This is a genomic window from Phytoamicus setariae (genome assembly GCF_016722925.1).
Lineage (GTDB): Bacteria > Pseudomonadota > Alphaproteobacteria > Rhizobiales > Rhizobiaceae > Rhizobium_E > Rhizobium_E setariae.
This window is the reverse complement of record NZ_JAEQNC010000004.1, coordinates 248705-273941: the sequence shown is the minus strand read 5'-3', so window position 1 is coordinate 273941 and position 25237 is coordinate 248705. Positions and strand designations below refer to the sequence as shown.

At 60.6% G+C, this 25237-nt stretch carries 20 protein-coding genes; 13 read left to right on the top strand and 7 right to left on the bottom strand.

Annotation, left to right across the window (positions count from 1 at the left end; genetic code table 11):
• Positions 1–26: 26 nt before the first annotated feature.
• Genes JJB09_RS08985 through JJB09_RS08960 form a run of 6 tightly spaced genes read right to left on the bottom strand, consistent with a single transcriptional unit; the run spans position 27 to position 5814 of the window.
• Positions 27–497 (bottom strand): GNAT family N-acetyltransferase, encoded by a 471-nt coding sequence (locus JJB09_RS08985; RefSeq protein ID WP_201656328.1) that lies wholly within the window; start codon positions 495–497, stop codon positions 27–29.
• Between the two features lie 12 nt (positions 498–509).
• Positions 510–1442 (bottom strand): ABC transporter ATP-binding protein, encoded by a 933-nt coding sequence (locus JJB09_RS08980; protein ID WP_201656325.1) that lies wholly within the window; start codon positions 1440–1442, stop codon positions 510–512.
• A complete protein-coding gene (locus JJB09_RS08975) occupies positions 1439–2254 on the bottom strand; it encodes an ABC transporter ATP-binding protein (RefSeq protein WP_201656322.1) in 816 nt (271 codons plus the stop codon). Before JJB09_RS08975 ends, JJB09_RS08980 begins: the two co-directional genes overlap by 4 nt.
• The gene (locus JJB09_RS08970) at positions 2251–3153 is read right to left on the bottom strand and encodes an ABC transporter permease (protein ID WP_201656319.1); all 903 of its coding nucleotides are present in this window, start codon (positions 3151–3153) and stop codon (positions 2251–2253) included. Before JJB09_RS08970 ends, JJB09_RS08975 begins: the two co-directional genes overlap by 4 nt.
• The gene (locus JJB09_RS08965; RefSeq protein WP_201656316.1) at positions 3150–4133 is read right to left on the bottom strand and encodes an ABC transporter permease; all 984 of its coding nucleotides are present in this window, start codon (positions 4131–4133) and stop codon (positions 3150–3152) included. The genes JJB09_RS08970 and JJB09_RS08965 overlap by 4 nt, the downstream gene beginning before the upstream one ends.
• A gap of 25 nt (positions 4134–4158) precedes the next feature.
• A complete protein-coding gene (locus tag JJB09_RS08960; RefSeq protein WP_425523703.1) occupies positions 4159–5814 on the bottom strand; it encodes an ABC transporter substrate-binding protein in 1656 nt (551 codons plus the stop codon).
• A gap of 440 nt (positions 5815–6254) precedes the next feature.
• Here JJB09_RS08960 and bcsN point away from each other — a divergent pair, with 440 nt between their 5' ends.
• The 5 genes from bcsN (at position 6255) to JJB09_RS08935 (ending at position 15280) form a co-directional block, all read left to right on the top strand.
• Positions 6255–7229, top strand: coding sequence for a cellulose biosynthesis protein BcsN (gene bcsN / locus JJB09_RS08955; RefSeq protein WP_201656310.1), 975 nt, complete (start codon positions 6255–6257; stop codon positions 7227–7229).
• A 97-nt stretch (positions 7230–7326) separates the two neighbouring features.
• A complete protein-coding gene (bcsA, locus tag JJB09_RS08950) occupies positions 7327–9495 on the top strand; it encodes a UDP-forming cellulose synthase catalytic subunit (protein ID WP_201656307.1) in 2169 nt (722 codons plus the stop codon).
• Positions 9492–11810: a cellulose biosynthesis cyclic di-GMP-binding regulatory protein BcsB gene (locus JJB09_RS08945; RefSeq protein ID WP_201656304.1), complete on the top strand. Its 2319-nt coding sequence runs from the start codon at positions 9492–9494 to the stop codon at positions 11808–11810. Before bcsA ends, JJB09_RS08945 begins: the two co-directional genes overlap by 4 nt.
• Before the next feature lie 278 nt (positions 11811–12088).
• Positions 12089–14266, top strand: coding sequence for a cellulose synthase (locus JJB09_RS08940; protein WP_201656302.1), 2178 nt, complete (start codon positions 12089–12091; stop codon positions 14264–14266).
• Between the two features lie 129 nt (positions 14267–14395).
• Entirely contained in the window at positions 14396–15280 is an 885-nt protein-coding gene (locus JJB09_RS08935) for a PaaX family transcriptional regulator C-terminal domain-containing protein (RefSeq protein WP_201656299.1), read from the top strand.
• Positions 15281–15311: 31 nt separating this feature from the next.
• On the opposite strand, the gene JJB09_RS08930 is transcribed toward JJB09_RS08935, so the two are convergent.
• A complete protein-coding gene (locus tag JJB09_RS08930) occupies positions 15312–16904 on the bottom strand; it encodes an ABC-F family ATP-binding cassette domain-containing protein (protein WP_201656296.1) in 1593 nt (530 codons plus the stop codon).
• Positions 16905–17225: 321 nt separating this feature from the next.
• Between JJB09_RS08930 and pcaF the strand changes: the two genes are divergently transcribed.
• From pcaF to paaZ, 8 genes are all read left to right on the top strand, one after another.
• Positions 17226–18431 carry a 3-oxoadipyl-CoA thiolase gene (pcaF, locus tag JJB09_RS08925; RefSeq protein ID WP_201656293.1) on the top strand — a complete coding sequence of 402 codons (1206 nt, stop codon included), beginning with the start codon at positions 17226–17228 and terminating at the stop codon, positions 18429–18431.
• A gap of 24 nt (positions 18432–18455) precedes the next feature.
• Positions 18456–19460 (top strand): 1,2-phenylacetyl-CoA epoxidase subunit PaaA, encoded by a 1005-nt coding sequence (gene paaA / locus JJB09_RS08920; RefSeq protein ID WP_201656290.1) that lies wholly within the window; start codon positions 18456–18458, stop codon positions 19458–19460.
• 203 nt (positions 19461–19663) lie between these two features.
• Positions 19664–19948 (top strand): 1,2-phenylacetyl-CoA epoxidase subunit PaaB, encoded by a 285-nt coding sequence (gene paaB, locus JJB09_RS08915; RefSeq protein WP_201656287.1) that lies wholly within the window; start codon positions 19664–19666, stop codon positions 19946–19948.
• Entirely contained in the window at positions 19948–20733 is a 786-nt protein-coding gene (gene paaC / locus JJB09_RS08910) for a 1,2-phenylacetyl-CoA epoxidase subunit PaaC (RefSeq protein WP_201656284.1), read from the top strand. The genes paaB and paaC overlap by 1 nt, the downstream gene beginning before the upstream one ends.
• A 9-nt stretch (positions 20734–20742) precedes the next feature.
• Positions 20743–21267 (top strand): 1,2-phenylacetyl-CoA epoxidase subunit PaaD, encoded by a 525-nt coding sequence (gene paaD / locus JJB09_RS08905; RefSeq protein ID WP_201656281.1) that lies wholly within the window; start codon positions 20743–20745, stop codon positions 21265–21267.
• A gap of 29 nt (positions 21268–21296) precedes the next feature.
• Positions 21297–22373 carry a 1,2-phenylacetyl-CoA epoxidase subunit PaaE gene (gene paaE / locus JJB09_RS08900; protein WP_201656278.1) on the top strand — a complete coding sequence of 359 codons (1077 nt, stop codon included), beginning with the start codon at positions 21297–21299 and terminating at the stop codon, positions 22371–22373.
• 31 nt (positions 22374–22404) lie between these two features.
• A complete protein-coding gene (locus tag JJB09_RS08895; protein WP_201656275.1) occupies positions 22405–23160 on the top strand; it encodes a Phenylacetic acid catabolic protein in 756 nt (251 codons plus the stop codon).
• 17 nt (positions 23161–23177) lie between these two features.
• Complete coding sequence (paaZ, locus tag JJB09_RS08890) at positions 23178–25235, top strand: phenylacetic acid degradation bifunctional protein PaaZ (protein WP_201656272.1); 2058 nt, start codon at positions 23178–23180, stop codon at positions 25233–25235.
• Positions 25236–25237 lie beyond the last annotated feature (2 nt).

Genomic DNA, 25237 nt, shown 5'->3' with positions numbered 1-25237 from the left:
GATATTCTCTTGTTTCTGATGCGGAATTAGACTTTGAGCATCCCGGCATAGATGCCCGGTGCGGAATTCGGGATGGGCGTGGCGCCGACCGTCTTCTCATAGAAGCCTGAAGGTCCGACATCGCCGATGATGGCGTATCCGTAGCCCATGGTTTTCAGATCGAAGAGCGAAGCGAGAAGCAGGGCGTGGCCGATGCCGAGGCCGCGCGATTCCTCCTCCACGCCGGTCGGCCCGAAGAAGCCGCGCGCGATGGATTCGTGGCAGGCAAAACCGACCAGCCTCTGATCGCGTGTGGCAATGAAACATGTCGGCGGCTGGCGTGTGAGCGCAACGGCCGTTTCGCTTGCCCATCCGTCACCGAATTTTTCAGCGACCCATCCTGTGACGAGCTTTGCTTCGGGCGCCAACGGACGCCGGATCGTAACGCCGGCATTGTTCATCTTGTCCGCAAGATTGGCGTCGGGGCTCAAAAGCGAGAGATTGACGAGATAATCCAATGGTAGTCTCCTTCAGTTCGGTGCCGCAAGCGCGCGGACGAAATGGTTGTCTCCGACCTGTTCGACCCTTGTCGATGTTGGTCTGCTCAGCGCCCTGACCTTTTCGGCCCGTTCCAGGAAACGCGCGCTTTCGCCGATGACGAATGGACGACTGCCATCGGGGACGGCTGACAGTAGCAACTGCGTGTAGGGATGGCGGGCATCGCCGATGACGGCATTGGTATCGCCCCACTCCACCATCTGGCCCGCGAACATGACGACGATTTCCTCGGCGACATGCGCGGCCGTTGCTATGTCGTGGGTGATGTAGAGCAGGGCCAGCCTGTTTTCGCGCTTAATGCGCGCGAGCAGTTCCAAGATTCCCATTCTGATCGACACATCGAGCATCGACGTCGGTTCGTCGGCGACAAGGACGCTGGGCTGTACCGCGAGCGCGCGGGCGATGTTGACGCGCTGGCGCTGGCCGCCTGAAAGTTCATGGGGAAACTTTCGCATCGTGACGTCGGGATCCAGACCGACATCGGCGAGCAGCCTGGAGACTGCCGCTGCGATTGCGACCTTTCCCTCGGCGTGCCGGTGCAGTTTGATCGGTCTGGACAAATGATGCTCGATCGAAAAGACCGGGTTGAGCGAGGAGAAGGGATCCTGAAACACCATTTGCACTTCGCGACGATAGCCCAGCTCGTCGCCTTTGGTTCGGATCGTTGTGAAATCACGGCCCCGGAACCGAAGCTGGCCGGCGGTGGGATGATCCATCCGGGCGATGATGCGGGCGCAGGTGGTCTTGCCGCAGCCGGATTCGCCGACAAGAGCAAGCGCCCGGCCGGCACCGAGCGAGAGCGAAATGCCGCGCAAAGCCTGGATCGGGCCGAAGCGACGCTCGATGTCCTCAAGCTGGATGACCGCCTCGGAGGCAACGACCGGAAAGTGTGGAGCGATGCTCATGCAGGTTCTCCCGTCATATGCGAACGGGAGGGAAGCTGGGGAATGGCATTCCAGAGCTTGCGGGTATAGTCGTGCGCTGGCGATTGGCTCACTTGCCTGACGTCTCCGACTTCCACCAACTCGCCTTTCAGCATCACCCCGATCCGATGGCAGAGCTGTGCCATCAGGTGAAGGTCGTGGGTTATGAACAGGACGGAGAAACCATAAGTTCGCTGCAGGTCGATAACCTGCTCGAGGATTTCGCGTTGGACGACGACGTCGAGTGCTGTTGTCGGTTCGTCCATGATGATCAGTTCGGGTCTGAGCGCCAGGCAGATCGCGATGACGATGCGCTGGCGCATGCCGCCGCTGAACTGATGCGGATAGTCCGCGACCCGGTTGACGGGGATGCCGACTAGCTTGAACATCGCCTCGGCGGTCTCGCGCGACTGGCTGCGCGAGCAGCCGGTGTGCCTGTGGAGCACATCGTGAAATTGTGCCTCGACGCGCATCAGCGGGTTTAGCGAGTTCATTGCGCTCTGGAACACCATGCCGACGCGTCGCCAGCGAATTTTCTGCATCTCGCCTTCCGGCAGTTTCAGCAGGTTCTGTCCATCCAGGATGATTTCGCCTCCTGCGACCCAGGCGGGTGGCTTGGAGAGTCGCGTAATGGCGTAAGCGATCGTGCTCTTGCCGCAACCGGATTCGCCGGCAAGGCCGAACAGCTCGCCGCGACCGATATCGAAAGAGACATTCTTGACGGCCCGGAATGCCCCCTTGTCCAGGAGGTAATCGACATCCAGGTTGCGGATCTGAAGCAGATTGTTGCTCATTGCGCCGTCCCCAGGCTGCGGTTGCGTGCGCTGTTGAGGCTGAGCCAACGGCTCAGGGCTGGGCCCGAGCGCAATTGCGGATTGGCGATCTCGTCGAAGGTGAAGTTGACCAATGCCAGGCCGAGGCCGATCAGGGCGATGCCGGCCGCGGGTGCGCCGATATCCCACCATGCGCCGAGGATGATCGCCGACGAATTCTGGGCGTTGTAGAGCATCGTTCCCCAACTGACCTGCAATGGATCGCCGAAGCCCAGATATTCGAGGGTGGTCTGTGCGACGATGGCATAGATGATGCTGCCGACCAGATTGATGCCGATCAGCGGCAGCAGGTTCGGCAGCAGCTCGACGAAGATGATCCGCCAGCGCGGTTCGCCGATCATTTGCGCGGCAGTGACGAAATCGCGATTGCGCAGCGCCAGCGTCTGCGACCGCGTCATGCGGGCACCCCACGGCCACGAGGTCAGGGCGATGATCGTCATGATCGAGAGCGGTCCCACCGTGCCGGCAAACGAGGCCAGCAATATCAGTAGCGGGATATTCGGTATCACCAGTACGGCGTTGGTCGCGAGGTCGAGCAGGGCATCGGTGCGCCCGCCGATATAACCGGCAGTCAAACCGATCGCCGTGCCAAGCACCGTGATCGCAATGCCGGTGACGAATCCGATCGATATGGAGGTGCGTGAGCCCCAGACAAACTGGGTGTAGACATCGCGCCCCATTTTCGTCGTGCCGAACACGTGCTCGATCGTCGGCGGCTGATGTGACCGTCCGACACGCGCGGCAGGCGCCCCGGGCGCGATGATCGGCGCGAAGATTGCCATGAGGCAAAGTGCGGCGATGATTACTAGCCCCGCAACTGCCTTCTTCTGCTGTAGGAGAATTCTGAGACCGGACGTCATGTGGCAGCATCCCGCAATCTGGGGTCGACAAAACCGTAGATCATGTCGACGAGAAGGTTGGCTCCGAGCGTGGCGAGCGTCATCAGCAGAAGCTGTCCCTGAATGACGGGGTAGTCACGCGCAACGCTGGCGGTGAACAGCGTCAGGCCGAGACCGGGATAATTGAAGACGATCTCGGTGACGATCGACCCGCCGAAGACAGCACCAAGCATCAATGCAAGGTTCGTCAGCACCGGCAACATCGCATTTCTCGCGCCGTATCCGAACATGACCGTGATGGCTTTCAGACCCTTTGCCCGGCCCATGGTGACATAGTCCTCGCCGAGCACGGAGATCATCGACGAGCGCATCGTGGTCTGGAACTCGCCGATCAGATAGGGAGAAAGGGTCAGGACCGGCATGATGGCATGAAAGAACACGCTGCCGATGAATGCAAAGTTCAGACCGGGGTCCAGGCTCGGATCATAGGCGTAGCCGACCGGAAACCAGCGGAGCGAGACTCCGAAGATGAACAGCGTGGTCAGTGCGATGATCACCGGTGGCACCGCGATCATCACGACGGAGAGAGGCGAAACAAACGTGTCGAAACGGCCGCCGCGCCGCCAAGCGGCGATCGCGCCCAGCGTCACCCCGACCACCAGCGAGAATATGATGGCGGTGAGCACCAGAAAAACCGTCCAGAGCGCCGAGCGACTGAGGACCTCGACGACGGTCTGCGGGTAATACTTGACCGAGACACCGAGATCGAGCGTCGCCAGTCCCTTGAGATAGTCGATGAACTGCGTCGTGACCGGGGCGTCGACCGCGCCGAACCGCGCTTTTATCGCTTCGATGGCCGCGGGCGTGGCACGCGATCCGAGCTGCGCGATCATGGCATCTACCGGAGTCCCCGGCATAAGCCGGGGAACCGTGAAGTTCATCACGATCGCAAAGACAAGCGCGACCGCGTAGACGCCGAGGCGTCGGGGCGAAATATACATCCCGTTGGTTCCTTCGACCGCGAGCTTATTGCACGGGCTTCAGACGCAGAAGATGTACCAGGCGCATGCGGTTATTGTCATGGTCCTCGGGATTCATGACAGGTTCCTTGGCGGTCACCCAACCGGTGAAGCGCTTGGTGGAGTATTGATACCATGTGGGGCCGTTGAACACCGGCACCATCGGCAAGTCGTCGGCGACGATCACCTGGATCTCACCGAAGAGCTTCTTGCGATCCTCATCGGTGGTCGCCTTGCGGTAAGCGTTGAAGGCTTCGTCCAGCTTGGGGTTCGAATAGCGGCTTGCGGCGCCGGTGATGCGGCCTGCGAATGCGGTTGACATCGTTTGATAGTATCCGCGAAACGGCGTGGAGCCGTCGGCGCGCGAGTTCAGGGCGACATCGAAGCTGCCCTCAAGCAACTGCTTTTGCCACTGTTCGTATTCCGGTGTTCCCACGGATGCGTTCAGGCCGGCGGCGCGCAATCCTTCCGCGGCGATCTGAGCTGTGTCGATCCAATCGGTCCAGCCATTTGGAATGATGAGGGTGAAGGCGAGCGGCTTGCCAGTTGGAGTGGTCCTTAAGCCATCGTCGCCCTTCTTGTAGCCTGCGTCATCAAGGATCTTGTTGGCCTTGTCCACATCATAGGCCATCCACTCGTCCTTGGCGCCTTCGGCTGCCTTGTCGCGCCAGGCTTCGAAACGCGGGGGCAGGCCGCTTGCGTGGAGATTTGCCTTGGGATAGCCGAAGCCTGCGACATCGACCATCGATGTGCGGTCCATGGCAAGGCTGAAGGCGCGACGGAAATTCAGATCGTCGAAGGCTTCCGCCTTGGCCGGGTCCGAGCTCTTCAGGTTCATCATGAATGCCACGGTTTCGGCCGGCGGCTGCCAGTAGCCGTTATGTTCCGGGTCCAGCGCCACGAAGGTCTTGTCGATTTGCGGAATAAAGGATCCGATCCAGTCCATCGACCCCTCGGGCAGCAGAGCCAGCATCTGGTCGTTGCCGGCAATTTGCGGTAGCTTGAGGCAATCGACATGCAGGGAAGCGGCGTCCCAGTAATTGGGATTGCGGCACTGCTCGTAGACCTGCGGCGTGAAACGGCGGATTTCCGTCATTGGCCCGGATCCGACCGGATTTTCGTTCTTGAAGGCGATCGGATCGGCCACATCCTTCCAGATATGTTCCGGCACGACAGGCAGATCGGCAAGCGATTCCGGAAACTCGGAATTGACGTCCTTGAGGTTGATCTTGATTTCCTCGGGCGAGGGCGCTTCCACCGAGGCAATCGTATCGCCCACCCCTACGATATCGACCGCGGGATTCTTGAGCATCAGCTCGATCGTATACTTTACGTCGGCTGAGGTGAGCGGCTTGCCATCGGACCATTTTACGCCGGGGCGCATCGTGTAGGTGATGGACTTCAGGTCGTCGGAAAACTTAAACCCGGTCGCGAGACGATAGACCGGCTTGCCGCCGTCATCGGCATTGAAAATGACCAGAGGTTCATAGACGAAATCCATCGTGCTCTGGCGCCGCCCGCCAAGATCGAAGGGGTTGAAATTCCGGACCCAGCTGGTCTGCTCCTCGATATGCATCGAGAGCACGGCCTCTGCTCTGGCTGCGAGGCCAAATGCGCCGGCATAGGCCAGAGAGGCTCCGAGAGTTGTCGCTGCCAGGAGCATGGAGCGGCGAGTGAATTCGAGGTAACGCATTGTTTTCATGATGCTATAGTTCCCCATTTGCTTTTGATTTTTTGAAGTCAATCAAATTGATTTAATCAAACTATGATTTTTGATTTCGGTCAATTGGGGTAAGGAAAAAATCTGCAGTTCGCGGGCGTTCGAAGGCTTGGCGGACTGTGCTGATTGCTGGCACTCAGGTGGCGCAGGCTGCCGTATGGCTGATGGCCGCTCTGATGACTTTCTGTCTTGAAAACCCTGGTAGAATTCGCGCGCTCCGATCGATTGGGCGTCCTGATGCAGGGCTATGGCAAGTTTCGCGCAAGTCTTGGCAAATAGCCCCTTGCAGGGCCTGTCTATCTTTGTTGTCGGGTGTGGATAAGTGAAACGTGATACACCAACGACGGCTATTCCAGTATGCATGCGGTATGACAACTGAGCCAATGATTCGCGCCTCATTTGCCAGGAGGCTGCGCCAGTCCAGGGTCGCGCTGCAGGTAGGGGCGAAGTCCCTGGTGGCGCTTGTGCTGTTTTCATCTATGGTTTCAAGCTGCACAACACCGAAGGGTGGCACGGTGATTACCCGTGCGGCCACGGTCGATCCGAGCCAGGCGATGATCCTGCCGGCGCCCGGCGGGCCTTCCATCGTCAGCGTCATCGAGACCCGCTATTCCAATGCCGTGGAACAAGAGGTCGTCTTGTCTACGTCGGCGGCGACGCCCGGCCAGAATTCGCTGTTGGTCAAGATGTATGGGCCGATGGATGCTGGTACGGCCGGGCAGAAGTCACTCGCCTATCGCTCCTTGCTGACCTCGGATCTGGGGCGCGAAATCAGGGCAGCGATGCCCGGCGTCCCGATGCATATGTCCGGATTGTTCCTGCGCAACAATTACGGTCCTTTCGGATACGCCTTCGGCAACAGCGCGTCCGGGGACAGCTGCATCTATGGCTGGCAACAGTTGCGCAGTCCCGAAGGAGAACGCTCGAATTTCCGCAACAGCGGAGCGTTCCAGATTCGCTTGAGACTGTGCGAAAGCGGCAGCAGCGAAAAGGACCTGCTCTCGGTCATGTACGGCTATACGCTGACCGGCAGTTTCGCGTCGGTACAATGGAACCCGTATGGCAGCCCGAGATCCATAGATGCAGATATGGGCTCGGAAGGCAGTCCGATCTATCCGAGGGAGGCGGAAATTTCGGCTGGCGAACAAAGCGTCGTGCCGCGCCCGGTTCCGCGTCGGCCGCGCGTCGCACGGCTGCAATCGGATGCGGTGGTGCAGCAACGCGAGGAAGACGCTGCCAAGAGCATCGTCGATGTGCCTGCCCCTGATCTCGGCGAAGTGATGCCGGCCACGCAAGACACATCTATTGGCGCCAAAGTCGTCGTTCCGGCCCCCGGCTGCGATGGCGAGTGTAACTGAGACGTCCCGAGTATCGGGGCAACTAAGGCTAATTCTTCCTTAAGACACAGGGGCTAGTTGTTAGAGTCGAACGCTATGAGGGCGAGGGACAAGGTAAATGGGCAGGATCAGAGTAGTTTTTATTTGGGCTTTGATCTCGCTCGGCATTCTGGCTGTCATCACGCTGCCGATTAATCTGCAGACGCAGCTGATCGCCAGCATCACAGTCGTCACGCTCATGGCCATCATCAAGATCCTTCGCGCCCAGGAGATATGGCGACTGATCGCCCTTGCTTTCGGTACAGCGGTGGTATTGCGGTATGTCTACTGGCGTACGACCAGCACGCTGCCACCGCTCAACCAGCTCGAAAATTTCATACCTGGCTTTCTGCTCTATCTGGCGGAGATGTATAGCGTCGCGATGCTGGCGCTGAGCCTTTTCGTGGTTGCCAAGCCATTGCCGCAGAGGTCGTCGCGCGCCGCTGATCTCAAGCATTTCCCGAAGGTCGATGTGTTCGTTCCGAGCTACAATGAGGATGCGGCTCTGCTGGCCAATACGCTGGCAGCGGCGAAGGGCATGGACTACCCAGCCGACAAGCTGGTCGTGTGGCTGCTCGACGATGGCTCCACGGCCCAGAAACGCAATTCCGACAAGGTGCTGGAGAGCCGCGCCGCAACGTTGCGCCATGAGGAACTCCAGGCTCTATGCCGCGATCTCGACGTCCGTTATCTGACGCGGGCGCGCAACGAACATGCCAAGGCCGGAAATCTCAACAATGGCATGCAGTATTCCGATGGCGATCTCATTGCTGTTTTCGATGCGGACCACGCGCCTGCTCGCGATTTCTTGAAAGAAACCGTCGGCTACTTCGAAGACGATCCGAAGCTGTTTCTCGTGCAGACGCCGCACTTCTTCCTCAATCCCGATCCCGTCGAGCGCAATCTGCAGACCTTCGAGAAGATGCCGAGCGAGAACGAAATGTTCTATGGCATCATCCAGCGCGGCCTGGACAAGTGGAACGCGGCTTTCTTCTGCGGGTCTGCTGCGGTCCTCAGCCGCAAGGCACTGCAGGAGACCGATGGCTTCAGCGGCCTTTCGATTACCGAGGACTGCGAGACGGCACTCGCCTTGCATTCGCGCGGCTGGAACAGCGTCTATGTCGACAAGCCGCTGATCGCCGGATTGCAGCCGGCAACATTTGCCAGCTTTATCGGCCAGCGCAGCCGCTGGGCACAGGGAATGATGCAGATCCTCCGGTTCCGCTTCCCCTTGTTTAAGGGCGGACTGACCATCGCTCAGCGGCTCTGCTACATGTCCTCGACGCTGTTCTGGCTGTTTCCGTTTCCCCGGACGATGTTCCTCATCGCCCCGCTGTTCTATCTGTTCTTCGATCTGCAGATCTTTACCGCGTCGGGCGGCGAGTTCCTTGGCTATACGCTGGCCTACATGCTCGTGAACCTGATGATGCAGAACTATCTCTATGGCTCGTTTCGCTGGCCGTGGATCTCGGAGCTCTACGAATATGTGCAGACGGTCCATTTGCTGCCCGCTGTCGTGTCAGTCATTCTCAATCCACGCAAGCCGACCTTCAAGGTGACGGCAAAGGACGAATCCGTGCTGGTCAGCAGGCTGTCGGAGATTGCCCGGCCTTTCTTCGTGATCTTCGGCGTCCTGTTCGTCGGGTTGATCGTCAGCATCTACCGCTTCTATGCCGAGCCCTACAAGGCTGATGTGACACTCGTGGTGGGCGGCTGGAACCTGCTCAATCTCATTCTGGCCGGCTGCGCCCTGGGCGTGGTCTCCGAGCGAGGCGAAAAGACCGCCACGCGCCGGGTGAAAATCAGCCGGCGTTGCGATTTCGTCGTCGACGGCCAGCATTACCCCGCCTCGATCGAAAACGTTTCCGCGCAAGGTGCCCGCATCCAGGCGTTCCAGTTCGAGACGCATGGTGTGGCTATCGACACAATGGGCGCTATCCGGTTCAAGTCGAGTGGATCGGAGGTTGAGGAAGAATTGCCGGTCGCGATCCGAAACCTGCAGGATAGCGGCGATGTCGCCTCGATCGGTTGCCGTTTCGTGCCGACTGCCGCCCGCCATCATTATCTGGTCGCTGACCTGATCTTCGCCAACTCCAACCAGTGGAGCGATTTCCAGTTGGCGCGACGCTATAATCCCGGCCTGTTGAAAGGAACATTGTGGTTCCTGGGCCTGGCGTTCTACCAGACGAGCCGGGGGCTGATCTATCTCGTCAAGGGGATCCGTACCCGTCCGGAGGCGCAGCAATGAGAATGCTCGTTCCGTTGCTTGCCCTGATGGGGGCTCTGGCGATTTCGAATGGTGCGCTTAGCGACCCGTTCGACATGAGCATCGACCGGCCGGACGGCAAACCCGTCGATACAGGGTCCAAGGATCGCCCCGCGCCGGTGATCGTACCAAAGATCGATTTGGCGCCTTTGCAGAAGCCCCGCTACCTGTTGCCGTTCCAGTCGCTGAAACTCAACGGTGAGTTCGCCACCAAGACCTGGACGATCTACCTCACCCCCGCGCAGGCGGCTGCGGCGCGAACCCTGAACTATGGCTATCGCAACGCCATCGTCGTTGCTCCGGAAACCTCCAGCCTGTCGGTCTATGTCAATGATACGCTGATCGCCGATGAACCAGTGCAGTCGCCCAATGGCATTTCCGAACGCAGCTACAAGCTGCCGACCGGGCTGTTGAGGCCGGGCATCAACAAGCTGAGTTTTCGCGGCATCCAGCAGCATCGCACCGACTGTTCGGTGCAGTCCACCTACGAGTTATGGTCCGAGATCATTCCTGAACGGACTTTCCTGACGCTGGACCCTGACGCCATTCAGGTCCTTACGACCCTGGACGACGTGAAAGCGATAGGGGTCGACAAAATGGGCCGCACCCATTTCAGGGTCGTGACGCCGAAACTGCAGCAGCCGAACCAGACAGATGCGCTGATGCGCCTGAGCCAGGGACTGGCGCTGCTTGGGCGGATGCCGAACCAGTCTTTCACGATTGCCACTTCGATTGGCCCGGAAGCCGGCCCTGGGGAACTGACCGTCGCGGTCGGCATCGCAGCAGATCTCCGGCCGTTGATGCCGGCGCTGCCGAAATCGGCCGACAATGGCAGCTTCACGGGGTTCGTGGAGCAAACTCAAGGCGGCAAGTCGGTTCTGGTGTTCAGTGGCCCCACCTGGCAGACCGTCGAAGCAGCAATTGAAAACATGGTGAGCCCGCTCGAGCGGCCGGAGGACCGGCAACGCGACGTGCTGTGGACACAGGCTTGGAACGGCAGCGACACGCCATACCTTCGGGCCCGTAGCAACCTCACCTTTGCCAAGCTTGGCGTGCCGACCACGGAGTTCAGCGGCAGGCTGTTTCGCACCGGCTTCGAGATCGGCGTGCCAGCGGACTTCTATGCCAATGCGTATGGTGAGGCCACCATCCTGCTGGACGCGGCCTATTCCGATGAGATTTTGCCGGGAAGCCACATCGACATCTATGTGAACGGCAATATTGCCTCGACGGTGCCCATCACATCCACCAACGGCGGACTCTTCCGCCATCTGCCGATCCGGGTAACGATGCGGCATTTCAAGCCGGGCGCCAACCGCATTGAAGTCGAGGCAGTGCTCAAGGCCAAGCCCGATATTGCATGCGTGCCCGGCGCTGCCGCCTCCGGCGGGCCGCGTTTTGCCATCTTCAACACATCGGAGTTCCGGATACCGGACTTTGCCCGCATCGCGCAGTCGCCAAGTCTGTCAGCTGTCGCCGGCACCGGGTTTCCTTATGGCCGTGGCTCAACCGATGTCGCACTGTTCATGGATCGGGTCGACAGCCAGACGCTGTCGACGACCGCGATGTTTCTCGGCAAGCTGGCAATTGCTGCGGGACGTCCGCTGAAAGCCATGGTCGAGACGTCGACCTCCCGCATCGGCGATCGCAATGCGATTTTCGTCGGCGCCATTTCGCAGATACCGACCCTGGCCTTGAACCGTGTCTACATCTCGGAAGCAAGCCGCACCGCATGGGGCAACCAGGGGGCGGATGTCGCCGCCGGACTGGACAACAAGGAAGCGTTCGAGGAATGGAAGGCGCGGGTTCGCAGCGGTACCTGGCAGGGGCAGATCACGGCCGTCCAGGAGTGGTTGAAAGACACCTTCGACATTTCGCTCGGCTCGTTGCAGTTCTTGCCAGCTGCCGAGACCGATATCCTGCCGGACAATTCGTCGACCTTCCTTGCCGCCCAGGGCCTAAGCCCCGAAGGGACGGGGACCTGGATGGTGCTTGCCGCTCCGACCGGCAACGAGTTGCAACAGGGCATGAGTTTCCTGTCGGACGAGAAGAGCTGGCAGGACATGTCCGGACATGTCCTCTTCTATGACAAGGCGGAAAAGACCGTGAAGTCGGTTGCGGCCGTGCGCTCCTACCTGATCGCCACTCAACCCTTCTCTCTTTTCAATTATCGGCTGATCGCAGCCAACTGGCTTTCGACCAACATCCTTTCCTATGCCGTACTGTTTGCAGGAGCGTCCGTGCTGTTGGGTCTCGCCACTTCGGCGCTTCTGAATTCTTTCGGCAGGGGAAAGTAGGCATGCCGACCAGTGCGGGCACTTGCGTCAATACGCCTATCCATTAGCATATGTTCACGAATAATTAACCATAGACGGGCTTGGTAGGGATCGGACCTTGCGTTTGTTCGTTGTCGCGTTGTGAACTTCCGTTCCAGTGCGACTGAGCCGCATCCGTTCGAGTATGGCGGCCTGAGGTTGGTTTTGGAAGACGCGCATTGGCAATGGGATATCGGGAGAAAACCGGGACTGCAGATCGATGATCGGAGCATGCGACCTGGATGGTTTGGTTTGACGACATGAAGTCAACAATCTTGACATTTACCGGCACAACCGCGCTCACCGTTCTGCTCGCGGCGTCGAATGCCGACTTCATCCGTTCGGAACTGATGGGCAACCCAACTGGTTGGCTCGCCAAATCAACCGCCGTGGCGAAAGGCGAGCGCATCGTGGCGCAGGCCGAGCCTGCCCAGCAACCGGCCGAACCGGCGAAGAAGCCCGTGGTCGATGAAAGTGCTCTGCGCTACTTTGCTAGCAAGGGCGACAAGGCGCGGCTGGAAGCCGAGATTGCCCGCCTGCGGGCGCTCTATCCCGATTGGGTGCCGCCTGCCGACCCACTCGCGGTGCCGGAAAACAGCGATCGGCAACTCGAAGCGATGTGGGCGCTCTATTCGCAGTCCAAGTTTGCAGAATTGCACAAGGCAATCAATGACAGGCAGGTTAGAGAACCCGGCTGGACCCCGCCTTCCGATCTTACGGAGCGCCTGGCCGTTGCCGAAAAGCGGCTTGCGCTCATCTCCGCCTCGGATGCTAAGCAATATGCCGATGTCGTAACGATCGGGTCGGAGACGCCAAGCCTTTTGACCTGCAGCGACGTCGATGTGCTCTGGCGCGTGGCTGAGGCGTTTGCCAAAACCGATCGCCTGGCCCGCGCTGATGATGCCTATACCTATATTCTGAAGAACTGCACAAAGACGCCGGAGCGCATCGCAACGATCCAGAAAGCGGCTGCGGTCCTCGGCTATGAGCAGATGCAGGCGCTGCTGTTGCTGGAGAAGACATTGCCGGATGGCAAGCCCGAGTTCGAACCCGTTCTCGGTGATCTCGCCCGCCGTTTCGTGGCCGAAGGGGGCAAGGACGACAAGCTCGTCGTCGCCCAATCCTATCTCGATCTGTTGCGGAAGGACGTCGAAAAGCAGGCAAATGCGTCGGATGCGCTGCTGCTTGGCTGGCACTATATAAAGCGTTCGGACATGGCTGAAGCGGAGCGCTACTTTCGCACGGCACATGACATCACAGACACCGCGTCTGCAGCGCAGGGGCTCGCCCTTACCTTGATTGCGAGAAAGGATGCGCGAGAGGCCGAAAACGTCATGTATCGCTGGCGCGACGCGTCGGCGGAAGCGAGCGCCACCTATTTCGCCGCAACGGCAAACCTCCTGGCGGGCGAACCACCCCCGGTGCTCGATCAGGAAGTGCTGCGGCGCATCGCTGCTGCGGTAACGGAGAAGAAGGAAGTGCGAACAGCCGAGCAGTTCGGCTGGTATGCGCTGGCGTTTCGCCAGCCGAAGACGGCTTCTCAATGGTTCCGGATGACGCTTGGCTGGAAGGCGGACTATGAGCCGGCCGCCTATGGCCTGGCTGTTGCAAGGCTGCAGCTGAAGGACATGGCAGGGGTCAGGCAGATACAGAATGTATGGGCCGGGCGATCAGAGCGCATTGCAAGAGTATCGGAACCGCAGAGAGAGAAGACGGCGTATGACACGATCCCCTTGCCGGATTCAACAAGCGAGAGAGCCGACAGGATCAGTAGGGTCGAACCGGTCAACCGTGTCGATGCGGACACGGCTATCGACGAGGTCGATGACTATGCGCGCCGGGAAAGCTTGCCGGAATCAAGGCTAAGCGAGGAGCCCATTGCTAAGAGTCCCCGCCGCGCCGTGGTCAGCGCCGCCCGACCCGCTGCAGGATGCCGGACGACAGTCGACCCCGAAATGCTCCACCCCGACGTTGCTATTGGTCGCGGCTGGTGCCTGATGAATCTCAAGCGGCCGCTGGAAGCAGCAAGCGCATTCGGTGTTGCCTTGCGCAGCGCTTCGGCAAAGATTCGCGAGGACGCAGCCTATGGCCAGAGCCTCGCTTACCTCAGGGCCGGGCTCGTCAACGACGCCGCCGTGTCGGCCACGAAGGCGAAACAGAGATTGTCACGGGCGGTCGAGCTGCAGACGGCTATCCTCAGCAATCGCGCGACGGATGCTTTCGATGCCGGCCGTTATCGCGAGACCGTTGTCTATCTCAATCAACTGGCGCAGTTGCAAACCGAACGGACGGATCTGCTCGTGCTGCGCGCCTATGCCTACAGGAAACTCAATCGCCGAGCGGATGCGCTGACCATTCTTGAGGCGCTGGCGGCGACCGGCAATCGCGATGCAGTTCGCGGACTGGCCGAGATCCGGGCAGAGGATTATGCCAGGTAGGAGCCATCGACGTGAAATTTATGTACCGGTCCTGATAGTGCGCCTGCGGCGACTGCCGGCCATGACGCCAAGGCGATTGAACCACCGGTCAGTTCTGATAATGGGTCGGTAAACAGGAAAGGGTGCCGATTGCCGACACACAGTAGCGATTTCGAGCGCGAAGCCGCTGATCTCATCGATCGTATTGTCTTGGAAAGCCCCCTCAAGGCGGCGGGCTTTATCGTCACCATCTACGGCGATGTGGTCGATCCAAGGGGCGATGTCGTCTGGGTGGGTAACCTTATCGAGACCTGCGCGCGGGTCGGGATCAGCGACACCCTCGTCAGGACAGCCGTTTCCCGCCTCGTCTCCTCGGAACAACTCGTGGGCGAGCGCGCCGGGCGTCGCAGCTACTACCGACTTTCGGACGCTGCCGGCAAGGAGTTTTCCCATGCTGCACAGATCCTGTTTGCCCATCGCGACGAGCGGGACTGGAATTTCGTCCACGTCCCAGATTCTGCCGGCGGCGAGTTGATCCCGGCGCTGGAGCGTGCCGGCTATGCCAGGCTGAATAGTCAAATGCTGGTCGGACCACGCAAGCCTGACTTCGCTCAGCCGGTGCTGATATTCGAGGCCAAAGTCGCATCGGACCATGCCGAACTGCAGGCTTTTGCTGCCGGATATTGGGATTTGAAGCCGCACGCGGCTGCCTACCAGAAATTCCTTGGACAGTTCGCGCCCGTGGAAGCACTGCTGGCCGACGATCTGCAGCCCTCCGCGGAAACCTGCCTGGTCATCAGGCTGCTTCTTGTCCATCGTTTCCGCAGCGTTGTGCTGCGTGATCCGCGCCTGCCGCCGGAGGCGCTGCCGGACGATTGGCCAGGATTCGAAGCAAGGCAACTTTTCGAACGTCTTTACAAGCTGTTATCTCGATCGGCCGACGAGCATGTCGCGGAAACTTTCGTCAATGGTTCGGGTCCGTTGCCGAAAGTCACGGAGGCGACACAGGCGCGGTTCGGGTCAGTTGGGCCGTAGCCAGCCAATGCTGCCCGCGCCGCCGTCCGGGCTATGTTGCCGGTTCAGGTAGCTGGAGTCTGCGTGAAATCCCTATTGCTTGCAGAAATGGTTCGTCATGGCTGACGACCAGAAGTGCTCCGTCATAAGCCCGCAGCCCCGCCTCGACGGTTTCTATCGAGTCTATATCCAGATGGTTTGTCGGCTCGTCGAGGATCAGGAAAGACGGCGGTGTCGATCCACCCAGAACGCAGGCAAGGCCCGCCCGCAGCATTTGGCCGCCGCTTAGCGTGGAAACCGTCTGCAGCGCGGCTCCGGCCCGGAACATGAACCGGGCGAGGGCGGCCCGGCAGGCATTGTCATCGGTATCGGGATTTATCCTGCGGAAGTTGTCCCTGATGGAAAGCGAAGGTTGGAGAATGCCGACCTGCTGGTCGAGCATGGCGAGCGTGGTCAAGAGGCTGACCGTCCCGACCCACGGTTTCAACTCACCTGCGATCAGTGCCAGCAGCGTCGACTTGCCCGAGCCGTTCGGACCGGTGACCGCAACACGCTCCGGCCCGGTGATGTCAAAGGAGAGGTTGTGGACGATTGGCTGGTTCGGTTGGTAACCTGCGGTCACGGCGTTTGCCCTCAGCACCGTCTTGCTCGCGGGAAGCCCGGTTGATGCGAGATTGACCGACAGGGGCTGAAGAACTTCGATCTGTTCGCGCGCCGCAGTGGCGGCAACGAGCGCCTGTGTGCTCTTGCGTTCCGCCAGGCGGGAATTGTTGCCTGCCGTTTCTTCGCTGCGTGCTTTGCGCCCGCCCGCCAGGATGCGCGGCATATCGCCCTTGGCCGCTTTCTTGTTGCCCGTGCGATCTTTGCGAGCCTTCCGCTCCGCCGTCATCTGCGCAGTGCGGGCGGCGTTCTCGACCTGCCTTTCCGCATCGGCCAGGGTGCGCTGTGCGGCCGCAAGCTCGAAGGCCTTGCGCTCCCGATACTGGCTCCAATTGCCGCCGTATCGGGTCGCGCCGAGCGAAGTGAGCTCGACGATTGCATCGACTGTTTCGAGCAATTCGCGATCATGGCTGACGATGATTGCACCGGCATGCCAGTTTGCCAGCAGATCGATGATGGCGATGCGGCCCTCGCGGTCAAGATTGTTGGTTGGTTCGTCGAGTATGAGGAAATCGGGCTCCGCGAATATCAACGCTGCCAGACCGGCTCGCGTGCGTTGTCCGCCCGAGAGAGTGGCCAGCTGCGTTTCCGCTGGCACGTGCAGACCGGCCTGTGCCAACGTGGACGCGACGCGGAGTTCCAGCGTCCAGTCAGCGGTGACGAGCTCATCGGCTGTCGCCAGTCCCGCCTCGGCGCGGCGCAGGACGGCGAGCGCTTCGGTCGCATGGAACAGATCCGCGACGGTTTCGCCCTGATGCACCTGCACGCTTTGGCGCAGGGTTCCAAAACTGGCGCCAACAGAAATCGTTCCGGACTGAGGTTTCAGTTCTCCGGCTATCAGCTTGAGAAGGGTGGTTTTTCCAACTCCGTTGCGACCGACGAGGCCGGTGCGCTCCGCGCCGAAGCTCATATCGAGATTGGAAAGCAGGAGCTTTCCGTCAGGCGTGGACCACGAAAGACTGGAGAGAGTGATGGATGCAGGCATGGATATGAATTTCCCGGTTGGCAAGGCAGATCGGCGTTGCGGTCGGGTTGAAATCCATTCGGGCACACATCCTGTTGAAGTGATCGATGGGCGGTTATCTAGGCGAAATTCATTCCTGGTTCAAGGGTCGCCTTGTCAATCTGTCTGTGGCGGAAATTGCTCATCGGCAACGCTTGCTGGCGGAATACCCCTAGCTGGGTGTGACAATCGAACATTACACAAATCTCGATATTTGTTATTGCGATGTAATGTTCGCCATGATAAAAGCTAACCGATCGGTCGGCGAATGTGCTAATATGGCTGCCGGCCAGGAGGAAGAACATGCCTGAAGCTTTCATCTGCGATGCCGTGCGGACCCCTATCGGGCGGTATGGTGGGCTCCTGTCTTCGGTTCGCGCCGACGACCTCGCCGCCATTCCCTTGAGTGCCCTGATGGAGAGAAACCCCGGCGTTGACTGGTCGAAGGTGGATGACCTGATCTATGGTTGCGCCAATCAGGCCGGCGAAGATAACCGCAATGTTGGCCGTATGGCCGTGCTGCTTTCCGGCATGCCGGTCTCCATTCCCGCGACCACGATCAACCGCCTTTGTGGGTCTGGCATGGATGCCGTCGGCATGGCAGCTCGCGCCATCCGCGCCGGCGACTGCGATATGGTGATCGCAGGCGGCGTAGAGAGCATGAGCCGGGCGCCGTTCGTCATGCCCAAGGCCGACAGCGCATTTTCCCGCTCCAATGCCGTCTATGACACGACCATCGGCTGGCGCTTCGTCAATCCGAAGATGAAGGCGCAGTTCGGTGTCGATTCCATGCCGCAGACCGCTGACAATGTTGCTGCTGATTTCGGCGTCAATCGCGCCGACCAGGACGCGTTCGCGGCCCGTAGCCAGGCGCGCTGGGCTGCAGCGCAAGAGTCCGGATTGTTTGCCGACGAACTGGTGACGGTCAAGGTTCCGCAGAAAAAGGGCGATCCGATCATTGTCGATCGCGACGAGCATCCGCGCCCCGGCACGACAGCAGAGCAGCTTGCCAAGCTCAGGGGCGTCAATGGTCCCGATCTCAGTGTGACCGCCGGCAATGCATCGGGCGTCAATGACGGCGCGGCCGCGCTGCTGATTGCCGGCGAGGCGGCCGTGAAGGCTCAAGATTTGACCCCCAAGGCTCGGATCGTCGCGATGGCGGCGGCTGGCGTAGAGCCGCGCATCATGGGCATCGGCCCGGCCCCTGCCGCTAGGCGGGTTCTGGAGCGTGCCGGCCTTTCCATCGGCCAGATGGATGTCATCGAACTCAACGAGGCATTTGCCGCCCAGGCGCTTGCGACATTGCGCGAACTCGGCCTTCCCGACGATGCCGCGCACGTCAACCCGAACGGTGGCGCCATCGCCATGGGCCATCCGCTCGGCATGAGCGGCGCGCGGCTCGTGACCACCGCTGCCTACCAGTTACAACGCCAGGGCGGACGCTACGCACTCTGCACGATGTGCATTGGTGTCGGCCAGGGCATTGCCATCATTCTCGAACGCGTCTGACACGCCAAGCAAGGGAGACCGATCATGTATGCGCAGATGGTGAAAACCGACGCCGCCCGCGTCAGGACGCTTGATGAGATGGATCCGGTCGAGCGCGCCTTTCAGGAGCGCGTCGATGCCGGCCAGAAGATCGAGCCCAAGGAGTGGATGCCGGAGGGCTACCGCAAGACGCTCGTGCGTCAGATCAGCCAGCACGCGCATTCGGAAATCGTCGGACAGCTGCCGGAAGGCAACTGGATCACCCGTGCGCCGACGCTCGAACGCAAGGCGATCCTGCTCGCCAAGGTGCAGGACGAAGCCGGTCATGGCCTGTATCTCTATTGCGCCGCCGAGACGCTGGGTGTCAGTCGCGACCAACTCTACGACCAACTGCACACCGGCAAGGCCAAGTACTCTTCGATTTTCAATTATCCCACGCTCACCTGGGCCGATATCGGCGCGGTTGGCTGGCTCGTCGATGGTGCGGCGATCATGAACCAGGTGCCGCTGCAGCGCTGTTCCTACGGCCCCTATGCGCGAGCCATGGTGCGCATCTGCAAGGAAGAAAGCTTCCATCAGCGCCAGGGCTTCGACATCCTGATGAAGATGGTCAAGGGCACGCCGGAACAGAAGGCGATGGTCCAGGACGCCTTGAACCGCTGGTGGTGGCCGTCGCTGATGATGTTCGGACCCTCTGATGACGCTTCTGTGCATTCAGCACAGTCGATGGCATGGAAGATCAAGCAGAATTCCAATGACGAACTGCGCCAGAAGTTCGTCGACCAGACGGTGCCGCAGGCCGAATATCTCGGGCTGACGGTTCCCGATCCTGATCTCAAGTGGAACGAGGAAAAGGGCGGCTACGACTTCGGCGAGCCGGACTGGAGCGAGTTCTTCGCCGTCATCGCCGGCAACGGTCCATGCAACGCTGAACGTCTTGACGCCCGCAAGAAGGCGTGGAGCGATGGCGAATGGTTCCGTGACGGTCTCGTGGCGCACGCCGAGAAAGCCGAGTCCCGCCGTGCCGCAGCCCGCATGGCGGCCGAGTAAGAAATAGCAAGGGCCCCCTCACCCTACCCTCTCTCCGAGGGGAGAGGGGGAGGCCGGAAAAAGCGGCACGTTCCCTCTTCTCCCCTCGGGGAGAAGATGCCCGGCAGGGCAGATGAGGGGCGCGCGGCAGACATGAAGCAGCGAAATCGCGAGCGTCATCTGAAACGGTGGATGACGCTGTCACAATAGCCAGGGAGTGAAACATGTCCAATGAATGGCCCCTCTGGGAGGTCTTTATCCGCGGCCAGCATGGCCTCAACCATCGTCATGTCGGCAGCCTGCACGCGCCGGACGCGGAGATGGCAGTCAACAACGCCCGCGATGTCTACACCCGTCGCAACGAAGGTGTGAGCATCTGGGTGGTACGCTCGAGCGACATCACGGCCAGCGCGCCGTCCGACAAGGGACCGCTGTTCGAACCGTCGAATTCCAAGGTCTATCGTCATCCGACATTCTTCGACATTCCGGAAGAAGTGGGGCACATGTGATGAGCGCCCAGGCCTTGACCGATGCGGCCATCGACCGGTCCGCTCTCTTCGAATTCCTGTTGCGCTTGGGCGACAACGCCCTGATCCTCGGTCACCGCGTGTCGGAATGGTGCGGCCATTCGCCGGCTCTGGAAGAGGATATCGCCCTTTCCAACACCGCGCTCGACCTGATCGGCCAGACGCAGCTCTGGCTTGGCCTTGCCGGCGAAGTCGAGGGCAAGGGGCGGACGGCCGACAACATTGCCTTTCTGCGCGATGGTCATGCGTTCCGCAACCTGTTGCTCGTCGAACGCCCGAACGGCGATTTCGGCAAGACGCTGATGCGCCAGTTCCTTTTCGATGCGTGGCACTACCTTCTGCTCAAGGGGCTGAAAGGATCCCCGGATCCCCGGATCGCCGAGATCGCTGAAAAGACGCTGAAGGAAGTGTCCTATCATCTTGATCGCAGCCGCGACCTCGTCATCCGCCTCGGTGATGGCACGGCTGAAAGCCATCGCCGGATGCAGCAGGCGCTGGATGAACTCTGGCCCTATACCGGCGAGATGTTCATGGCTGATGATGCCGACATGATTGTCGCCAGTGCGGGCCTTGCACCGGAACCTTCGAGCCTGAAGGCCGGATGGGACGAGATCATCTCGGAAGCCCTCGATGAGGCGACCTTGAAGAAGCCCGCCGACGGCTTCATGCACAAGGGCGGCAAGCGCGGCGTCCACACCGAGCATCTCGGCTACATCCTGGCCGATCTGCAATTCCTGCAGCGCGCCTATCCCGGCGCGACCTGGTAGGAGACTGTCATGGAGGCTCGGCTGCATCCTTCGACGCAAGAGGTCTGGCAGTGGCTTTCCGAAGTGCCAGATCCCGAAATTCCAGTCATCTCGCTCACCGATCTCGGCATCATTCGCGATGTGGAATGGAATGACGATACGCTGGTTGTGACGGTCACGCCGACCTACTCGGGCTGTCCCGCTACCACCATCATCAATCTCGACATCGAGGCGGCACTGGCCGAGCGTGGTGTGGAGAAGGTGACGCTCAAGCGACAGCTTTCACCCGCCTGGACCACTGACTGGATCAGTGCCGAGGGCCGGCGGAAGCTGAAGGAATACGGCATTGCTCCGCCGATAGACGGCACCGCTGTCGATGGCGTGTTGATGAAGCGGATCGATCGCCTGGCGGGCGCTTCAAACCTTGTGATCGAATGCCCGCGCTGCGGCTCGACGAAAACCGAGAAGATCAGCCAGTTCGGTTCTACACCGTGCAAGGCGAGCTACCGCTGCACCGAATGCCTCGAACCTTTCGACTATTTCAAATGCATCTGAGCGATGCGAAAAGAATGAGGGCCGCATAAATGGCACGTTTCCATTCCCTTGAAGTGACCGACGTCCGCCGCGAAACGCGCGATGCCGTCGTGGTGACGCTGGCTCCCTCCCGGGACGACCAGGACACATTCGATTTCACCCAGGGCCAGTATCTGACTTTCCGGCGCAATTTCGATGGCGAGGAACTGCGCCGCTCCTATTCGATCTGCGCAGGTCGCGACGAGGGCGTACTGAAGGTCGGCATCAAGCGGGTCGATGGCGGCTGCTTCTCGACCTGGGCCAACGAACAGCTTTCGGTTGGCGAGACGCTCGAAGCGATGCCGCCGATGGGCACCTTCTTCACCCCGATCGAGCCCGAGGTCGCCAAGCACTATCTGGGCTTTGCCGGCGGCAGCGGCATCACCCCGGTTCTTTCGATCATCAAGACGACGCTGGCGCGCGAGCCGCGTTCGACGTTTACCTTAGTCTATGCCAACCGCCAGATCAGTTCGATCATGTTCCGTGAAGAGCTTGAAGACCTGAAGAACACCTACCTTGGCCGGTTTTCCGTGCTGCATGTGCTGGAGAGCGAGGCGCAGGACATCGACCTCTTCACCGGTCGCGTCGATGCGGCCAAATGCGCGGCGCTGTTCAAGAGCTGGATAGACATCGGATCGATCACCACCGCCTTCATCTGTGGTCCCGAACCGATGATGCTGGCCATCGCCGGTGCGCTCCGCGAACACGGCCTTCGCGACGAGCAGATCAAGTTCGAGCTGTTCGCGTCCTCGCAGCCGGGCCGCGCCCGCCACAAGGTCGAAAACGCCGGCGGTGTCGACAAGGGCGCTACCTGTCAGGCGACGGTGACGCTCGATGGTGCGACCCGTATCTTCACGTTCCCCAAGCACGGCCAGAGCCTGCTGGAAGCGGCGCTGGAAAACAGCATGGACGCACCCTATGCCTGCAAGGCCGGCGTCTGCTCGACCTGCCGCGCCAAGGTGATCGAGGGTGAGGTGGAGATGGAAACCAACCATGCGCTCGAAGACTATGAAGTCACGCAGGGCTACGTGTTGACCTGCCAGTGCTACCCGCTGACCGATCGGATCGTCGTCAGCTACGACCAATAAGCTCGCCTGAAGCGAACCGAGGAGGAGACCGATGGTGGACACAATGTCTATCGAAGACTACCTGGCGCAGGGCGGCATGCTGACCTCGCCCTCCAACGTGCCACCGCGCTATCGTGGCGAGCTTTTGAGGTTGATGGCGAGCTTCGTTGACAGCGAACTGGCGGGTTCCGCCGGTTTTGCCGACATCATCAACGATGCGCCAGGAATACAGGAACGTATCTCGGCGGCGAAGATCGTGTTGGAGAAGACCGATCATGCTGGCCAGGTGCTGGATGTCATGGGTACGTTCGGCGCGGATACCGGCCGTTATGCGGTCCACTACCCGTGGGCGGCACGCGTTGCCCGCGACGCCGACATCGGCACTGTGCGGCAGGGCGGCGACATGCGCCTGTCGGTCTTCCATTATCCGCTCGACGGCTGGGTGGATGCCGTGGTGATGAACGTGCTGATGGGCGCGGCAAGCGTCATCCAGCTTCGGGAGTTGGGGCGGGTTTCCTACCAGCCACTGGCCGAAGTGTTCAGGGCAGTCCTGCCTCGCGAAACGCGCCACATGGAACTCGGCGTCACCGGCCTTGAGCAGATCGTCAAATCGGAAGATGGCCGCAAGGCAGCGCGCGCATCGATCGAATACTGGCGGCCGCGCGTCGCGGCAAGTTTCGGCCTGGCCGGCTCGGCGCGCTTCGATATGCTCAAGCGCTTCGGCTTACGCCACGCAACCAATGAAACGTTGCTGGCCGAATGGCAGGCAACGGTTGACGCGCAGCTTGCTGCGCTCGGCCTGAACTGACAGGAAGGAATAGGAACGTGAACATTTCAGCAAACCGGCCGCGCCGGCTCGAAAGCTATGTGTGCGGCACATGGGCTGCAGGGGCAAAAGAGGGCGCACCGCTGCTGGACGCATCGACCGGAGCACCGGTGGCGCTGATCGATTCCACCGGCATCGACTTCAAGGCGGCGCTCGCATATGGCCGGCAAAAAGCTGCGCCGGCGCTGCGTCGTATGTCGTTTCATGAGCGTGCGGCGATGCTGAAGGCACTTGGCCAGGCGCTGATGGCGCAGAAGGAAGAATTCTACGCGCTTTCGCTGGCAACAGGTGCGACCCGTATCGACGGCTGGGTCGATATCGAAGGGGGCATCGGCACGCTGCTTTCCTACGCTTCGAAGGGTAAGCGCGAACTGCCAAACACGCGCGTGCTGCTTGACGGCGATGTCGAAGCGCTTTCCAAGGACGGCACGTTTTCCGCCCAGCATATCCTGTCGCCGCTGCAAGGCGTCGCGGTGCATATCAATGCCTACAACTTTCCCTGTTGGGGCATGCTGGAAAAGGTTGCGCCGACGTTGCTCGCGGGCATGCCGGCCATCGTCAAGCCCGCCAGCCAGACGGCCTATCTGACCGAACTGATGGTGCGCAGGATCATCGAAAGCGGCATTCTGCCCGAAGGCGCGCTACAGCTGATTTCCGGCTCGGTCGGTGATCTGCTCGACCATGTCGATGGCCAGGATGTGGTGACCTTCACCGGATCGGCCTATACCGGCCGCAAGCTCAAGACACATCCCACCATCACAGAGAACTCCGTTCGTTTCAGCATGGAGGCTGATAGTCTCAATGCGTCCATCCTCGGCCTCGACGCTGCGCCGGGCACTGAGGAGTTCGATCTCTTCGTCAAGGAAGTCGCGCGCGAAATGACCGTCAAGGCAGGGCAGAAATGCACCGCCATCCGTCGTGTCTTCGTTCCGCGTGCGTTCAGTGACGCGGTCATCAAGGCGCTCGGCGATAGGCTCGGAAAAACCGTGCTCGGCAATCCCGCCGACGAGAATGTCCGCATGGGTCCGCTCGCAAGCCTTGCCCAGCGTGACGAGGTGCGTGCACGCATTCGCGATCTCGCCGCGGAAGCCGAAATCGTCGCCGGCAATCCGGACCAGCCGCAAATCGTCTCCGGCGATGCTGCTGCCGGCGCCTTCCTCAACCCCGTGCTTCTCTATTGCGACAATCCGGGTTCGGCGCAGGCTGTTCACGACGTCGAGGCTTTCGGGCCGGTCAGCACGGTGATGCCCTACGACACGGTGGACGACGCTGTTGAACTTGCCCGCCGCGGCAAGGGTAGTCTGGTGTCGTCCGTGTTCACTAACGATCCCGATTTTGCACGGGAGACCGTGCTTGGTCTCGCGCCGTTCCACGGCCGCGTGATGATCGGCAACCGTCAGAGTGCCAAGACCTCGACCGGTCACGGCTCGCCATTGCCTGGTCTCGTGCATGGCGGCCCGGGCAGGGCAGGCGGTGGCGAAGAACTCGGCGGCATGCGGGGCGTCAAGCACTATATGCAGCGCACGGCCATCCAGGGCGCTCCGACCCTGCTGACGGCTGTGACCGGTCGCTGGACGGAGGGCGCGGCCACCTATTCGGATGGCCGGCATCCGTTCCGCAAGTCGCTCGCCGAACTGAAGATCGGCGACCAGCTGGTCACGGCGACACGTACGGTGACGCTCGATGACATCGCGCATTTCGCCAATTTTACCGGCGATACGTTCTATGCCCACATGGACGAGGAAGCGGCGCGCGCCAATCCGTTCTTCGACGGGCGTGTGGCGCACGGCTACCTGATCGTCTCGTTTGCGGCCGGCCTTTTTGTCGATCCCGCGCCCGGTCCGGTACTTGCCAATTACGGTGTCGACAATCTACGCTTCCTTACACCCGTCAATCCTGGCGATACGTTGCAGGTCCGGCTGACCTGCAAGGACATCAATCCGCGAATAGAAGCCGAGCACGGTGAAGTTCGGTGGGATTGCCGCGTCACCAACCAGACCGGCGCCACGGTTGCCCAATATGACGTTCTGACGATGGTGGCCAAGACCTGGGGGTAAGC

Excerpts from the sequence above, each read along its gene's own strand:
- JJB09_RS08895 (WP_201656275.1), top strand. The coding sequence starts at position 22,405 with ATGGTGGACACAATGTCTATCGAAGACTACCTGGCGCAGGGCGGCATG.
- JJB09_RS08965 (WP_201656316.1), bottom strand. The coding sequence starts at position 4,133 with ATGTATATTTCGCCCCGACGCCTCGGCGTCTACGCGGTCGCGCTTGTC.
- JJB09_RS08975 (WP_201656322.1), bottom strand. The coding sequence starts at position 2,254 with ATGAGCAACAATCTGCTTCAGATCCGCAACCTGGATGTCGATTACCTC.
- paaE (WP_201656278.1), top strand. The coding sequence starts at position 21,297 with ATGGCACGTTTCCATTCCCTTGAAGTGACCGACGTCCGCCGCGAAACG.
- paaC (WP_201656284.1), top strand. The coding sequence starts at position 19,948 with ATGAGCGCCCAGGCCTTGACCGATGCGGCCATCGACCGGTCCGCTCTC.
- JJB09_RS08940 (WP_201656302.1), top strand. The coding sequence starts at position 12,089 with ATGAAGTCAACAATCTTGACATTTACCGGCACAACCGCGCTCACCGTT.
- bcsN (WP_201656310.1), top strand. The coding sequence starts at position 6,255 with ATGATTCGCGCCTCATTTGCCAGGAGGCTGCGCCAGTCCAGGGTCGCG.
- JJB09_RS08960 (WP_425523703.1), bottom strand. The coding sequence starts at position 5,814 with ATGCTCCTGGCAGCGACAACTCTCGGAGCCTCTCTGGCCTATGCCGGC.
- paaA (WP_201656290.1), top strand. The coding sequence starts at position 18,456 with ATGTATGCGCAGATGGTGAAAACCGACGCCGCCCGCGTCAGGACGCTT.
- JJB09_RS08980 (WP_201656325.1), bottom strand. The coding sequence starts at position 1,442 with ATGAGCATCGCTCCACACTTTCCGGTCGTTGCCTCCGAGGCGGTCATC.
- JJB09_RS08970 (WP_201656319.1), bottom strand. The coding sequence starts at position 3,153 with ATGACGTCCGGTCTCAGAATTCTCCTACAGCAGAAGAAGGCAGTTGCG.
- pcaF (WP_201656293.1), top strand. The coding sequence starts at position 17,226 with ATGCCTGAAGCTTTCATCTGCGATGCCGTGCGGACCCCTATCGGGCGG.
- JJB09_RS08945 (WP_201656304.1), top strand. The coding sequence starts at position 9,492 with ATGAGAATGCTCGTTCCGTTGCTTGCCCTGATGGGGGCTCTGGCGATT.
- JJB09_RS08930 (WP_201656296.1), bottom strand. The coding sequence starts at position 16,904 with ATGCCTGCATCCATCACTCTCTCCAGTCTTTCGTGGTCCACGCCTGAC.
- bcsA (WP_201656307.1), top strand. The coding sequence starts at position 7,327 with ATGGGCAGGATCAGAGTAGTTTTTATTTGGGCTTTGATCTCGCTCGGC.
- paaB (WP_201656287.1), top strand. The coding sequence starts at position 19,664 with ATGTCCAATGAATGGCCCCTCTGGGAGGTCTTTATCCGCGGCCAGCAT.
- paaD (WP_201656281.1), top strand. The coding sequence starts at position 20,743 with ATGGAGGCTCGGCTGCATCCTTCGACGCAAGAGGTCTGGCAGTGGCTT.